The sequence below is a fragment of the Desulforhabdus sp. TSK genome (assembly GCF_022836495.1).
In the GTDB taxonomy this organism is placed as follows: Bacteria; Desulfobacterota; Syntrophobacteria; order Syntrophobacterales; family Syntrophobacteraceae; genus Desulforhabdus.
Genome location: NZ_BQXM01000001.1, coordinates 149,714 through 161,949, shown reverse-complemented (window position 1 = coordinate 161,949; position 12,236 = coordinate 149,714). Strand labels below are relative to the sequence as shown.

Annotated in this window: 14 protein-coding genes, 1 other RNA gene and 1 pseudogene; 10 read left to right on the top strand and 6 right to left on the bottom strand. The window is 58.1% G+C overall.

The genetic code is table 11. The features are described from left to right. Nucleotides 1–211: 211 nt before the first annotated feature. Both MWC30_RS00805 and MWC30_RS00800 read left to right on the top strand, forming a co-directional pair. Nucleotides 212–598, top strand: a complete 387-nt coding sequence (locus tag MWC30_RS00805) for a NifB/NifX family molybdenum-iron cluster-binding protein (RefSeq protein ID WP_244082241.1) — start codon at nucleotides 212–214, stop codon at nucleotides 596–598. A 37-nt stretch (nucleotides 599–635) separates the two neighbouring features. Further along, complete coding sequence (locus MWC30_RS00800) at nucleotides 636–884, top strand: zinc ribbon domain-containing protein (protein ID WP_244082240.1); 249 nt, start codon at nucleotides 636–638, stop codon at nucleotides 882–884. A gap of 124 nt (nucleotides 885–1,008) precedes the next feature. On the opposite strand, the gene cysS is transcribed toward MWC30_RS00800, so the two are convergent. The 5 genes from cysS to MWC30_RS00775 form a co-directional block, all read right to left on the bottom strand. After that, nucleotides 1,009–2,493, bottom strand: a complete 1,485-nt coding sequence (cysS, locus tag MWC30_RS00795) for a cysteine--tRNA ligase (RefSeq protein WP_244082239.1) — start codon at nucleotides 2,491–2,493, stop codon at nucleotides 1,009–1,011. Between the two features lie 66 nt (nucleotides 2,494–2,559). Beyond that, complete coding sequence (gene ispF, locus MWC30_RS00790) at nucleotides 2,560–3,036, bottom strand: 2-C-methyl-D-erythritol 2,4-cyclodiphosphate synthase (RefSeq protein ID WP_244082238.1); 477 nt, start codon at nucleotides 3,034–3,036, stop codon at nucleotides 2,560–2,562. Further along, nucleotides 3,033–3,770 carry a 2-C-methyl-D-erythritol 4-phosphate cytidylyltransferase gene (gene ispD, locus MWC30_RS00785; protein WP_244082237.1) on the bottom strand — a complete coding sequence of 246 codons (738 nt, stop codon included), beginning with the start codon at nucleotides 3,768–3,770 and terminating at the stop codon, nucleotides 3,033–3,035. The genes ispF and ispD overlap by 4 nt, the downstream gene beginning before the upstream one ends. 69 nt (nucleotides 3,771–3,839) lie before the next feature. Then, nucleotides 3,840–4,223, bottom strand: an RNA gene (gene rnpB, locus MWC30_RS00780) — RNase P RNA component class A. A gap of 151 nt (nucleotides 4,224–4,374) precedes the next feature. Then, entirely contained in the window at nucleotides 4,375–5,085 is a 711-nt protein-coding gene (locus MWC30_RS00775) for a lysophospholipid acyltransferase family protein (protein WP_244082236.1), read from the bottom strand. Between the two features lie 34 nt (nucleotides 5,086–5,119). Here MWC30_RS00775 and MWC30_RS00770 point away from each other — a divergent pair, with 34 nt between their 5' ends. The 3 genes from MWC30_RS00770 (at nucleotide 5,120) to MWC30_RS00760 (ending at nucleotide 7,697) form a co-directional block, all read left to right on the top strand. Continuing rightward, nucleotides 5,120–5,653 (top strand): shikimate kinase, encoded by a 534-nt coding sequence (locus tag MWC30_RS00770; protein WP_244082235.1) that lies wholly within the window; start codon nucleotides 5,120–5,122, stop codon nucleotides 5,651–5,653. A 379-nt stretch (nucleotides 5,654–6,032) separates the two neighbouring features. Continuing rightward, complete coding sequence (locus MWC30_RS00765) at nucleotides 6,033–6,914, top strand: L,D-transpeptidase (RefSeq protein ID WP_244082234.1); 882 nt, start codon at nucleotides 6,033–6,035, stop codon at nucleotides 6,912–6,914. Nucleotides 6,915–7,004: 90 nt separating this feature from the next. After that, nucleotides 7,005–7,697 (top strand): lipid-binding SYLF domain-containing protein, encoded by a 693-nt coding sequence (locus MWC30_RS00760; RefSeq protein ID WP_244082233.1) that lies wholly within the window; start codon nucleotides 7,005–7,007, stop codon nucleotides 7,695–7,697. Nucleotides 7,698–7,884: 187 nt separating this feature from the next. Here MWC30_RS00760 and MWC30_RS00755 read toward each other — a convergent pair whose 3' ends face one another. Further along, nucleotides 7,885–8,514, bottom strand: coding sequence for a hypothetical protein (locus MWC30_RS00755; protein ID WP_244082232.1), 630 nt, complete (start codon nucleotides 8,512–8,514; stop codon nucleotides 7,885–7,887). A 134-nt stretch (nucleotides 8,515–8,648) separates the two neighbouring features. On the opposite strand from MWC30_RS00755, the gene MWC30_RS00750 reads away from it, so the two are divergent. The 5 genes and pseudogenes from MWC30_RS00750 to MWC30_RS22745 all read left to right on the top strand — a co-directional run bounded on the left by MWC30_RS00750 (nucleotide 8,649) and on the right by MWC30_RS22745 (nucleotide 12,220). Continuing rightward, nucleotides 8,649–9,785 (top strand): MalY/PatB family protein, encoded by a 1,137-nt coding sequence (locus tag MWC30_RS00750; protein WP_244082231.1) that lies wholly within the window; start codon nucleotides 8,649–8,651, stop codon nucleotides 9,783–9,785. A 156-nt stretch (nucleotides 9,786–9,941) separates the two neighbouring features. Then, nucleotides 9,942–10,742 carry a hydroxyethylthiazole kinase gene (gene thiM / locus MWC30_RS00745; RefSeq protein WP_244082230.1) on the top strand — a complete coding sequence of 267 codons (801 nt, stop codon included), beginning with the start codon at nucleotides 9,942–9,944 and terminating at the stop codon, nucleotides 10,740–10,742. A 12-nt stretch (nucleotides 10,743–10,754) separates the two neighbouring features. Then, nucleotides 10,755–11,417 carry a thiamine phosphate synthase gene (gene thiE / locus MWC30_RS00740; RefSeq protein ID WP_244082229.1) on the top strand — a complete coding sequence of 221 codons (663 nt, stop codon included), beginning with the start codon at nucleotides 10,755–10,757 and terminating at the stop codon, nucleotides 11,415–11,417. Between the two features lie 171 nt (nucleotides 11,418–11,588). Further along, nucleotides 11,589–11,846 carry a hypothetical protein gene (locus MWC30_RS00735; protein WP_244082228.1) on the top strand — a complete coding sequence of 86 codons (258 nt, stop codon included), beginning with the start codon at nucleotides 11,589–11,591 and terminating at the stop codon, nucleotides 11,844–11,846. 18 nt (nucleotides 11,847–11,864) lie between these two features. After that, nucleotides 11,865–12,220, top strand: a pseudogene (locus MWC30_RS22745) (type II toxin-antitoxin system PemK/MazF family toxin). Nucleotides 12,221–12,236: the final 16 nt, after the last annotated feature.

The following is a 12,236-nucleotide window of genomic DNA, read 5'->3' as shown; positions in this document are numbered from 1 at the left end:
CCTGAACGTTGAGTAAATTAACATGGTACTTATATAGTCCTTTGAGGGATTTTTTCAAGAAGGCAGCCGACTCCGGCCGTGACGGACAGAACCGGGAGCCCGGGTTGACAACCGTGAAATTAAAATCTATATATCCGCTTAAGTTTTAACCACATGAGGACGTGATGTATCCCGTCAATTTTTGATCACTTACACATTGGAGATTGAGGTTATGAAGGTCTGTTTTCCCACGGAAAATCTGCAGGGCTTGGACAGCGTCGTTTTCGGGCACTTTGGGTCCGCCCCGGGCTTTGTCATTGTCGATACGGAAACCCTTGGCGTCGAAGAGATTCAAAACGGCGATCAGCACCATGCACACGGCATGTGCCAGCCGGTCAAGGCCCTTGGCGGACGCCAGGTGGACGGCATCGCCACGGGCGGAATCGGCATGGGCGCCCTGATGAAGCTCCAGGCGGCTGGATTGAACGTCTTCCGGGCCATGCAGGGAACGGTGCGGCAAAACGTCGAAATGATTCAAAGCGGCAAGCTTCCCCAGTTTACGGCAGCACATACCTGCGCCGGCCATGCAGGCGGCGGCGGATGCGGCCACCATCACTGAGATGATTCAATCTCAAACAAGCAGGAGGACGGCACCCATGCCCATTTTTGAATATCTCTGTACGGACTGTGCCGCAGTGAGCGAACACCTCGTGTTTTCCGACAGTGAACAGATCCAATGCCCCCAGTGCGGTGGAACGAAGGTTCAAAAGCTCCTTTCGGCCACCTCCAGCGCTTCCGGTCTGAAAGGTGAAGGCAGGATGCCCGGAGCGGGCGACACGGGCTGCTGCGGATCCCGCCCTGGAGCTCAGGGCTGCGTCCCCGGGAGCTGCTGCGGCAGAGCCTGATGGTCCACAACGCACCATCGTCCTGAATTGTGCGGAGGGCCACCCTCCGGAAAAAGTCGGTGGCTTGCCTGCACACAAAAAGGGCGGGCCTGCGCTTCCCGGCAGGTCCGCCCTTTTTGTACAATCACACGGTGACTCTCCAGCGCGTTCCCCCCGCTGTATCTTCCAGCTGGATGCCCTTGTCTTCCAGTTCCTTCCGGATGCGATCCCCTTCAGCGAAATCCTTGTTCTTCCTTGCCTGCTGTCGCAGCTCGATGAGTCGTTCCACCTCTTCCGCCATCATCCCCGTGGCTTTCAGCTTGAGCATTCTCTGCTCCTGCATGAACACTTCGGGCTCGAGACTCAGCAGCCCCATGATTCCGGCGTACTGCCGCAGAGTGGATGCCGCCTTTCGGGCCAGGGCCGCCGCCGGCCCTTTCAGCTTCTTCTGCCCGAAGCGGTCGAGAAAGCGCTGCAGATGGCGCTGCAGACCGAAGAAATACCCGATGACCTGAGCCGTGTTGAAGTCATTGTCCATGGCTTCGGTGAAGGCCTGGGGCAGGGCCAATGTTTCCTGGAAGAGCTCGGAATCCTGGGACTGGAGGGCCTTTTCGGCTGTCTCACCCTCCTGGGAAGCGGGCGTGCGATCCTTCACCGCCGCCAGTGTGTGGTAAAGCTTTTCCAGGCCGCGCTCGGCTTCGGCCACTGTTTCATCCGAAAAATCCACGGGACTGCGATAATGCTTGCTCAAAACGAAAAGACGCAGCGCTTCCGGGTGAACCCGCTGGAGCACATCCCGGATGGTGAAGAAATTTCCAAGAGATTTGGACATCTTTTCGTTATTGATGTTCACAAATCCATTGTGGATCCAGTATTTTACAAAGGGGGCATCGAAGGCCGCCTCGCTTTGAGCGATCTCATTCTCGTGATGAGGGAAAATCAGATCCTTCCCGCCCCCGTGGATGTCGAAAGTCTTTCCCAGAAAACGGTTGCCCATGGCGGAACATTCGATGTGCCAGCCGGGCCGTCCGGGTCCCCACGGGCTGTCCCAGGCAGGCTCACCGGGCTTGCTCCCCTTCCAGAGGACAAAATCCATGGGATTCCGTTTATTGGCGTCCACCTCCACCCGGGCTCCCGCCATCATATCTTCCAGTGCCCGCCCCGACAGCCTTCCATAAGACGGAAACCCCTCCACCTGAAAGTACACGTCGGTCCCCGACTGATAGGCAATGCCCTTGTCCATCAGTTTTTGGATGATTTCAATCATGCCGGGGATGTTGTCCGTAGCGAGGGGTTCCAGGTTGGGCCGCAGGACGCCCAGGGCGTCCATATCCTCGTAAAACGCGGTGATGTAGCGCTGGGCAATGGTACGGTAGTCTGTTCCCTCTTCATTGGCCCGCCGGATGATCTTGTCATCGATGTCCGTAAAATTGCGCACATAGGTGACTTCATAGCCCAGATGCATGAGGTACCGGTAGATGACGTCGAAAACGATGGCCGACCGGGCATGGCCGATGTGGCAGTGATCGTAGACCGTCACGCCGCAGACATAAAACCTTATCTTGCCCGGTTCGAGGGGAACAAATTCTTCTTTATTCCTGGTCAGGGTATTGAACAGCTGCAATCCCATGCGTGTAATCTCCATTCAGACACTTCAGCGCACCGGGGCACGTGTTGGGCCCGCCCTGCGCCGCCTTCAAACGGCCTCATTGAGCAGCACCACGGCATAGGCGGCAACCCCTTCCTGGCGGCCCGTGAAGCCCAACTTTTCCGTCGTGGTCGCCTTGACATTGACTGCCGAAACCGGGAGGCCCATGACCCGGGCAATTTCTTCCACCATCCTGGAAATGTAGGGCGCCAGTCGAGGCTTCTGCAGCACCAGGGTGCTGTCGACGTTGTGAACCGAGAAGCCCTCCCTGCGGATGAGCTCCACCGTACGCTCCAGGAGCAGCAGGCTGGATATCCCCTTGTATGCCGGGTCTGAATCCGGGAAGTGGCGTCCGATATCTCCCAGCGCGGCCGCCCCCAGGAGCGCATCGGCAACGGCATGCAGGAGCACATCCGCGTCGGAATGCCCCAGGAGCCCGTGGGTGTGAGGGATTTCGATGCCTCCCAGGATAAGCGGGCGCCCCTCCACAAAAGCGTGTACATCGTAGCCGAACCCGACTCTCATGGACATCCCCCCGCCGCTTCTATCCCCGTGCTCTCGGCTTTCGAGGAAAGAAACCACTCGGCCCATTGGAGATCTTCGGGAGTGGTGACCTTGATGTTGGAACGCTCGCCCTGGATGACCGCAACGTCAATGCCCAGGCGCTCCACGAGGGAGGCATCATCCGTTCCCGTCCACCCCTTTCTGCGGGCCTCTTCATAGGCCTGCAGCAGGATCTCCTTCTGAAACACCTGAGGGGTCTGAACCAGCCAGATCTCCTCACGGGGGAGGGTTTGCCGAACGCTCCCATGGGTAACCCGCTTGACGGTATCCGTAGCCGGCAGGGCCGCTATGGCCGCTCCGGATTTACGGGCTGCCTTCCAGGTTTCTTCCAGGAGGCGCACGGAGGCAAAGGGGCGCACGCCGTCATGCACCATGACCCAGCGGCAATGGGAAGGCAGTCGGCACAGGCCGTTGTACACACTGTCCTGCCGCTCGGCCCCTCCCGCCACGACAGAAAAAAGGGGTCCGTCCGCGCCGGAGCACGGGCGCCCCTGGATCAGCTCCCGGGCTTCGTCGAGAAAGTCTTCGGGCACCACCAGCAGGATCTCCGAAAGGAACGGCGCCACCGAAAAAGTGTCGAGGGTGTGGGCAAGAAGCGACTTGCCCGACACCTCCACAAACTGCTTGGGAGTGCTTCGGCCCATCCTCAGGCCGCGCCCCGCGGCGGGAATGATGGCGCATGTTTTCGGGATCATAATGCATTCAGTCCAAAACAGAGGGAACGGAACATTAAAAAGGGCAAATCCAGTAAAAGAAAAAAAGGGATTTGGAGCAGGTCATAAGCCGGGTTCTGTTCCTCATCCTCCCCCGAAGAGAGGCTGAGGCAATGATCATTCCTCTAGTCCCACCGTTACCGATGGGATCAAGCAACCAACCCGAGAGCTCGGACGGGCAGCCCTCAAACGCTCTCCTATTCGGTTTTGCTCCGGGTGGGGTTTGCCTAGCTCTCGATGTCACCACCGAGACTGGTGAGCTCTTACCTCACCGTTTCACCCTTACCACGCCGAGGCGTGGCGGTCTGCTTTCTGTTGCGCTTTCCTCCTCGTCGCCGAGACTGGGCGTTACCCAGCACCATGCCCTGCGGAGCCCGGACTTTCCTCCCACCCTTTCCTCGAAAGGAAAGGATCAGCGATCATTTGCCCTGCTCCAAATCCCTCACTGCATATGGCTTCTTCACAGACAGTGAATCTATCGATCAAATATATTGTAATGAAAGCACATTCCCGTGCCCGCTCCAATGGACCCAATAGCAAAGCTTCCCCCACTTTGCAAGATGCGATTGGCGAGGGCCGATATTCTTCAGGCCTTCTTCCTGCGCAGCGCCTCTTCAGCCTTCAGGGTGAGGGCATTGAGGGAATTCTCCAGCTCCATGCGCTTCTGTTCCATTTCCTCGGCAGAGGCGTCCCGCGCCACGTCAATGGGGGGACCGAAGGCAAACACCACCTGGGAAAAGGGTTTGACCAGGAGCGTCCGGTCCCAGCTCCGGAAACGCCAGCACGGATCTGCCGCCATGCTGACAGGAATGAGAGGCGCACCCGAATACCGGGCAAGGAGGAGGATCCCCTTCTGAGCCTTCAATGCCGGCCCCTGAGAGCCGTCTGCAATGAGGCCGCCCCCGGGACCGTTCTGGAGCTGAGCAATGATCTTGCGCAGGGCCGTCGCGCCCCCTTTGCCGGGGGAACCGCGAAAAACCTCGTACCCCAAAAGCTTCACGACACTGGCCGCCCATTCTCCGTCCCGGCTCCGGCTCACCATGACCATCCCCCCGCGATCCCGGAAATAGTAGACGACCACAGGAAACGCGAAATGCCAGCAGGCGGTCAGCGCCGGCCCCTGCCTCTTCAAGAGCAGATCTTCATATTCTTTGCCCAAAATGGTAAACTGGCAGCTTCCATGGAGGAGCCTGATCAATCCCGCCAGTATCCGAGGCAGGAAGGGCACCCGGTCCACATGGAAACGACGCTTTTGGGCAACGACAGCCTTTTCAGTTGCAGCAGATTCTTCGTTCATGGAGCACCCTGCAGGTTCATGGGAAAGGAATGTGTTGAAAATCAAAGGATCTAAGATAGCACTTATTGGGTTTCGTGCAACAGGCAAAACCCTGGTGGGCCAAACATTGGCTCAAAAACTCCATTGGCCTTTCATCGACATGGATGTCCAACTGACGGCAACTTTTGGACAGGCTATCGACGCCTACGTCCGGTCTCACGGCTGGGAATCCTTCAGAGATGCGGAATCGGATCTCCTGAAAACCCTCGTGGCCCAGGAACGGTGCGTGGTCTCCACCGGTGGGGGAATCATCGAAAGGGCCGACAACCGGGAAATCCTGGCGGATCATTTTCTCGTGATCTGGCTCCGGGCGGCACCGGAAACCATCCAGGCCCGCCTCCTGCAAGATCCCCTCACTGCGGCCAATCGGCCGCCCCTGACCCATCTTCCCATGGAAAAAGAAATTCTGGAAGTGCTCCAGCGGCGCACCCCGCTCTATGAAAAGTCGGCAGACCTCGTTCTCGACACTGACAACGCCACCCCTCAGGAGCTGGCTTCACGGGTGGAAACGTTTCTTGAGAGGTTTTGAACTCCCCCTTTGAAGGGGGTTTGAGGGGGATCTTCATGGTAAGCCTAAAAATCTTTTATTGCTAACAGCTAATGGCTAACATCTGAATGCTCATGCAAAATGATTCCGCAAAAAGTTCGTTACTGTACCCTCCCCATACGAGTGTGGCACCAGGAAATACGTCCTGACGACTCAAACCTTCGGAAAACAGGATAAAGGTCGTAAACGGCACAGTTCAGTTTCCTCTGGTCAGTAACTCTTCTTCCATCGTATGATAGCGGCGTGATCCAGGAAGCGCGTTCCCCTCCTCACGGAATCCGCAGGGTGATTCAGGGACAGGGCATCCCTTTTTCCACTGCGCCGATTCAATAGAATAAGGCCATCAAGAAAGGAGTCAGCAATGCCGGTATTGCCATGGGGCCGGTGGGTGAAGCTGTGCATCATCTTGTTTGTCCTGGGGGGGTGTGCCCCGCGAGCGTACATTCAGCCCTACCCGGCGGAATACTACCCTCCCCCTCCCGCGCCTCCATCTTCGCCTTTTACCGACGGGAGTCTCAAACAACTCAAAAAGGAGTCCAAGCCCGCCCCGGCGAGCCGCGCATGGACCTATCGGGCCATCACGGAAAAGGAATTGATCAACCTCGGCAAAAAGGACCCAGAGCTGACTACCGTAAGAGCCTACGATATTCTGGCCAATCTCAATGCAAGAGCGCGCTACTACGTCCGGGAAGATGTGGCCAACCGACGCCCCCTGAAGGTTCCCAACAATTTCAGCGCATACAAGACCTGGTCCCCTCTGCCCCGCTATATTCCCGATCTCAATCAGGTGCAGAAGTTCATCCTCATCACGAAGGACATGCCCTACCTCGCCTGGTACGAATACGGCAGGATGAAAGGGGACACCTTCGTCTGCATCGGCCGGGAGGAAGGCTGGACGGAGGAAGGATTCTACAAGGTCCTCACCAAGGACGCCGAACATGTTTCCAAAAGCTATCCCAACGCCTACGGAGAGCCGGCTCCCATGCCCTGGGCACTGAGGATTTACGACCACGTGTGGATCCACCTGGGTGACATCACCGGCGGAAACTGTTCACATGGATGCATCAATCTGCCCCTGGGTAAAGCCGAGCAACTCTACCAGTGGGCAGACTACGATACCATCGTCGTCGTCGTGGATGCACTGCCCCGTCTTCAGGGGATCTTGAAGAAGAATTCCAGGGAATTGGTCCCGGAGGACGGAAGAAAAAAGGAGACGGACATCTTCCCCACAAGCGACCGTTGATCCGAAAATAAGGAGCTGCACCGGACTCGCGATGAGGATTTCGTTCCTCAAGTTTCGCCTGAAACCTCTTGCACCAAGGATACGTTGGACATGAAAAAACTTTACGCGATCTTTTCCCTCGTCTTGTTGTGCCTCGTGCTTTCGCCCCTGCCCTCCCCTCAGGCAGGCGGCGAAGAGGTGATGAAAGTCCAGTCGGCCATCGAGGTCCTGGACGAAATCATGGCCATACCCGAAACCAGCATCCCTCCGTCCCTCCTCAGCGAAGCCTATGGAATCGCCATATTTCCCGGTCTGCTCAAAGCCGGCTTCATTGTGGGGGGACGCTACGGCGTAGGGGTGCTCTCGGTGCGGGACGAAAAACGCAACTGGAGCAACCCGGCCTTCTTCACAATCATGGGAGGAAGCCTCGGGTTCCAAATCGGCGCACAGTCGACCGACGTGGTGCTCATCTTCAGGACGGTTCGGAGCCTGGATTCCATCACCAGCGGGAAGTTCACCCTGGGGGCTGACGCTGCAGCGGCTGCAGGGCCCGTGGGACGCCGCGCGGAAGCGAGTACCGACCTGCAGCTCAAAGCCGAGATTCTGTCCTATTCCCGCAGCCGGGGCCTCTTTGCCGGGGTCTCGCTGGAAGGGAGCTCTCTACAGGTGGACGATAAATCCAATTCCGCCTTTTACAACATGGCCGGCCTGACCCCCATGCAAATCCTCACAAGCAGGGAGATCGCCGCGCCCCCCATAGCGGCCAATCTGAGACAGGCTCTGGCCAGATACGCGAATCCCTAAAATCAGGCGGCCATTTGTTTGTAGGAACGGCTTCCAGCCGTGACAGGAGGGGTAAACCAGCCTTTGTCGCGGCAGGATGCCGCTCCTACGAAAGATAAGATTTGAACCGTTCGCAGTATACATAAAGACAAAGGCAAACGGTTGCCCAATTGCGATCCTCGGCTCTTACCCCCCAAGGCATGCGGTTTCACACGGAAGCGATGCGTTTCTTGACGGCATCGCAGAGGAGAAAGGAGGTTTCGAGCTCCCCGCCCGTCGCCCCCTGGATGCGGAGGAGGCCTTCCCACCCCGGTGCCTCTTCCAGTTCGGGGCAAAGATATTCGATGCAGAGGAGGCTGCGGACACGCAGGCGGCACCCCTGGGGCCCGAGGAAGAAGCAGCTGTCTTCCCTGGACCGGCCGCGGTCCAGGCTGACACCCATCAGCAGATTGAGCAGCAACAAGACCACGTCGTACTTGTTCTCCAGGCCGCGGCTGCAGCAGCTCCCCTCCGGGGCTGCCGCATCGCATCGGGCACAGGCGCTGTCGATCCAGAGTAAATGCATGATTTCGTGGGAGAATCCCATGTCGCGCTCCAGGCGCTGGAGAAGCCCCCTGATGCCGGTGTCCTCCAGGAGAGCCCGTCCCCATTGGACGTAAAGCACCCTGGCCATCTGGATCTTGTCCTCGATGGACAGCATCGGCGTCTCCGGACTCCCGTTCGTGCAGTTCCCCCGGGCGGACGCCCCACGCACCTCGTCGTTTTCATGCAATGCTGCTCTCAGCCGGGTCTCTTCCCAGGATTCCACCCAGCATCCGCGATTGAATTTGTAGCTCATGCGCCTCCATCCCGTCGTCCAGCCTTCCGGCGGTTGCTCCTGGCGGTCACTTTGTTTATAGTGCGAGCGGCATTCGGTCGAGGCTTCTTATTACCACAAAGACTGGGAGGTGTATCATTTCTTTCGATTTTGACATGTTGATCGACCGCAAGCGCACGGCAAGCTTAAAATGGGACCGATACAGCGGCCGGGACGTTCTTCCCCTCTGGGTGGCGGACATGGATTTTCGTTCGCCGCCCGCTGTCCTGGAAGCTCTTCACCAGCGGATCGATCACGGGGTTTTCGGGTACACCCTCGTGCCCCGGGAACTGGTCCAGGCCGTTCGAGCCCTGCTTTGGGAAGAATACGACTGGGAAGTGCAAGAGCAATGGCTTGTCTGGCTTCCGGGGCTGGTGACGGGGCTCAATGTCGCCTGCCGCGCCGCCGGCGAGGACGGAGACGACGTAGCCACCCTGACACCGGTGTATCCCCCTTTTCTTTCGGCCCCCGGCCTATGCCGGCGCAACCTGGTGGCCGTTCCCCTGGCACAGGTGGACAAAACCTGGACGATCGACTTCGATCGCCTGGAACGATCCCTGACACCGCGCACCCGGCTCCTGCTGCTCTGCAACCCCCACAATCCCGTGGGCCGCGTCTTCAGCCGGGAAGAGCTTTCGAGCCTTGCAGCCCTTTGCGAAAAGCACGACCTCATCCTGTGCTCCGACGAAATCCACTGCGGCCTGATCCTGGACGAAGACAAAGTCCATATCCCCTTTGCCACCCTGGATCCCCAGGTCGCCCGGCGCACCATCACCCTCATGGCTCCGAGCAAAACCTACAACATTCCCGGTCTGGGGTGCTCCTTTGCCGTCATTCCCGATGCGGGCCTGAAAAAACGCTTTCTCCAGGCCATGGCGGGCATCGTTCCTCACGTGAATACCCTGGGCTTTACCGCAGCCCTGGCAGCATACCGGGAGGGCGGTCCGTGGCGCTTGGCGCTTCTCGACTACCTCCGGGAAAACCGACATATCGTTCAGAAGGCGGTGGATTCCATGCCGGGGCTTTCCATGAGCCCCGTTGAAGCCACCTACCTCGCCTGGATCGACACACGGGAGACAGGGATCGAACACCCGGACCGGTTTTTTGAAGAAGCGGGCGTGGGGCTTTCCAACGGGGCGGAATTTGGGGGCATAGGTTTTGTGCGATTGAACTTCGGCTGTCCCCGCTCGGTGCTCCTGGAAGCTTTGAAGCGCATGGAATCGGCCCTTCGCCGGCCTCATGGCGGTAAGTAAGATTTTTAGGACGCTGAGAACGCTGAGGTCCGCTGACAAACGCTGATAAAACAAAAATCATAAAAGCAGTTTCAGCGAAAGTCAGCGCGCGCAAGCCTGCGTCTTCTGCGTTCCATTTCCAACGTCTTCAGCGTTCCATTTAAAGAAGGAAATGATATGATCGATCGCATGATCTCCAGAATGCTGGACACCCTTCGCCAAAAGCGTCCCCTGGTGCACAACATCACCAATTTCGTGGTCATGAACTTTACAGCCAACGCCCTGCTGTCCCTGGGGGCGTCACCCGTCATGGCCCATGCCCCGGAGGAGGTCGAAGAAATGGCTGCCCTCGCGGGAGCCCTTGTCATCAACATCGGGACCCTTTCCATCCCCTGGGTGGATTCCATGTTCCTTGCGGCGCGAGCGGCCGAGAAGCGGTCCATTCCCATTGTCCTGGACCCCGTGGGCGCCGGGGCCACCCGTTTCAGGACGGAAACGGCGCGCCGCCTGCTGGATGAGCTTCCCATCACCGTCGTGCGGGGCAACGCTTCGGAAATTCTCGCACTGGCCGGGGAAACGACGGGCACACGCGGCGTGGATGCGGTGCACGGGACGGAAGCGGCACGGTCCGTGGCTTCGAAGCTGGCAGAAAAAAGTAACACGGTGGTTGCCGTCACGGGGGTGGAGGATTTTGTCACGGACGGTCTGAGAGGTTATATCATTTCCAACGGACACGCCCTCATGAGCCGTGTCACGGGAACCGGCTGTGCCGCCAGCGCCATCACGGGGGCCTTCTGCGCCGTGGAGCCCGATGCCCTCATGGCGGTAACGGGAGCCCTGGTGACTTTTGGCCTGGCCGGAGAACGGGCCGCCCGTTCCAACCCGCGTCCCGGGACCTTTCAGACTCTCCTGCTGGACGCCCTGGATGAAATGGACGGGACGATTCTCCAGGAGGGTGTTCGCATCCGCATTGCCTGAGGGCTTTATACAATGCAGCGTAGAACAAGGATCGACTATTCGCTTTACCTGGTGACCGACCGCGGTATGATCGGCAGCCGCTCCCTCATCGAAGTCATCGAGGAAAGCATCCAGGGCGGGGTGACCATCGTGCAGCTGCGCGAGAAGCACGCATCGACCCGGGAATTTTACAACTTGGCGGCGGCCGTCAAGGAAAGGATCCAGCCCCACGGCATTCCCCTCATCATCAACGACCGCCTGGATATCGCGCTCGCCTGCGGTGCCGACGGGGTGCACGTGGGGCAGAGCGATATGGACTGCCACATCGTGCGGAAAATCGTGGGCCGTGAAATGCTGGTAGGGGTTTCGGTCAGCACGGTGGAAGAAGCCCTGCGAGCGGAAGCCGACGGAGCTGACTATCTCGGGGTGAGCCCCGTCTTCGATACGCCCACCAAGACGGACACTCCCAGCGCCACGGGACTGGAGGGACTGCGGTCCATCCGTCAGTCCGTCAGCATCCCCCTCGTGGGAATCGGCGGCATCAAGGCCTCCAACGCCGCGAGAGTTCTGGCGCACGGAGCCGACGGCATAGCCGTGGTCTCGGCCATCATCGCCGCCCCCGAACCACGCGCCGCCGCGCGGGAGTTGCGTGTGGCGGTCTCAACGGGAAGGGATGGCTTGCAGCCTCAGGTATGACATGAGAGGTGGAAATCCTTCTCCCTCTGGCGGAAGATCAGCCTGTGCCGATGATGGCAGCGTCTACAGTCAATCTTCCGAGTAATGTATCACGGCGCTGAGAACTTGTTTGCTACGCCCATCCATGTTAGAGTTTTTTATCTAAAATTTTCGAGCATAAAGGATTCAAAAATGACACATCGTTCGGCCTCGAAAGATGTCAGACTCCATTTGGTGGTTCCACCGGAGCTCAAGAGGAGACTGATCGAGATGGCTGCCGCGCAAAATAAAAAGGTTTCAGCTCTCGTGCGCGAGTCCATCGAAGAAAAGGTTGCACAGATGGAACAAAAGCTTTTCGAAGAAAACATGCGTAAGGCGTACCTGGATATGGCCGATGAGAATCGCATTACCGCCGATGAGTTCAGGTATTCGGATGCGGAGAACCTTTGAGACGGGAAAGGCTGGGATGTGAGTGTTCTACAGGTGAAACGCGGCGAAGTCTATTACGCAGATCTGGAACCGGTTTTGGGAAGTGAAACGGGAAAAACTCGGCCCGTTGTGGTCATCCAAAATGATATAGGCAATACATACTCTCCCACCACTATTGTCGCCGTTATCACCGAGTTCTCAGAAAAAAGGCTTCCTATCCCATCTGCGTCCCCATTGGTATCGAGCAGGGCATGAAGAAACCTTCCATAGTCAACCTGGCACAAATCAGAACTATCGATAAGCGAAGGTTCCTGGTTCCAAAACTTGCACAACTTTCAGACAAGACCATGGCTCAGGTCGACCGGGCGCTGAAATTCAGTCTTTCCTTATCCTAACTTGACGTGCTTTTGA

What these genes read in the sequence shown, in the direction of transcription:
- MWC30_RS00805 (WP_244082241.1), top strand. Translation starts at nt 212, where the DNA reads ATGAAGGTCTGTTTTCCCACGGAAAATCTGCAGGGCTTGGACAGCGTC.
- MWC30_RS00800 (WP_244082240.1), top strand. Translation starts at nt 636, where the DNA reads ATGCCCATTTTTGAATATCTCTGTACGGACTGTGCCGCAGTGAGCGAA.
- cysS (WP_244082239.1), bottom strand. Translation starts at nt 2,493, where the DNA reads ATGGGATTGCAGCTGTTCAATACCCTGACCAGGAATAAAGAAGAATTT.
- ispF (WP_244082238.1), bottom strand. Translation starts at nt 3,036, where the DNA reads ATGAGAGTCGGGTTCGGCTACGATGTACACGCTTTTGTGGAGGGGCGC.
- ispD (WP_244082237.1), bottom strand. Translation starts at nt 3,770, where the DNA reads ATGATCCCGAAAACATGCGCCATCATTCCCGCCGCGGGGCGCGGCCTG.
- MWC30_RS00775 (WP_244082236.1), bottom strand. Translation starts at nt 5,085, where the DNA reads ATGAACGAAGAATCTGCTGCAACTGAAAAGGCTGTCGTTGCCCAAAAG.
- MWC30_RS00765 (WP_244082234.1), top strand. Translation starts at nt 6,033, where the DNA reads ATGCCGGTATTGCCATGGGGCCGGTGGGTGAAGCTGTGCATCATCTTG.
- MWC30_RS00760 (WP_244082233.1), top strand. Translation starts at nt 7,005, where the DNA reads ATGAAAAAACTTTACGCGATCTTTTCCCTCGTCTTGTTGTGCCTCGTG.
- MWC30_RS00755 (WP_244082232.1), bottom strand. Translation starts at nt 8,514, where the DNA reads ATGAGCTACAAATTCAATCGCGGATGCTGGGTGGAATCCTGGGAAGAG.
- MWC30_RS00750 (WP_244082231.1), top strand. Translation starts at nt 8,649, where the DNA reads ATGTTGATCGACCGCAAGCGCACGGCAAGCTTAAAATGGGACCGATAC.
- thiM (WP_244082230.1), top strand. Translation starts at nt 9,942, where the DNA reads ATGATCGATCGCATGATCTCCAGAATGCTGGACACCCTTCGCCAAAAG.
- thiE (WP_244082229.1), top strand. Translation starts at nt 10,755, where the DNA reads ATGCAGCGTAGAACAAGGATCGACTATTCGCTTTACCTGGTGACCGAC.
- MWC30_RS00735 (WP_244082228.1), top strand. Translation starts at nt 11,589, where the DNA reads ATGACACATCGTTCGGCCTCGAAAGATGTCAGACTCCATTTGGTGGTT.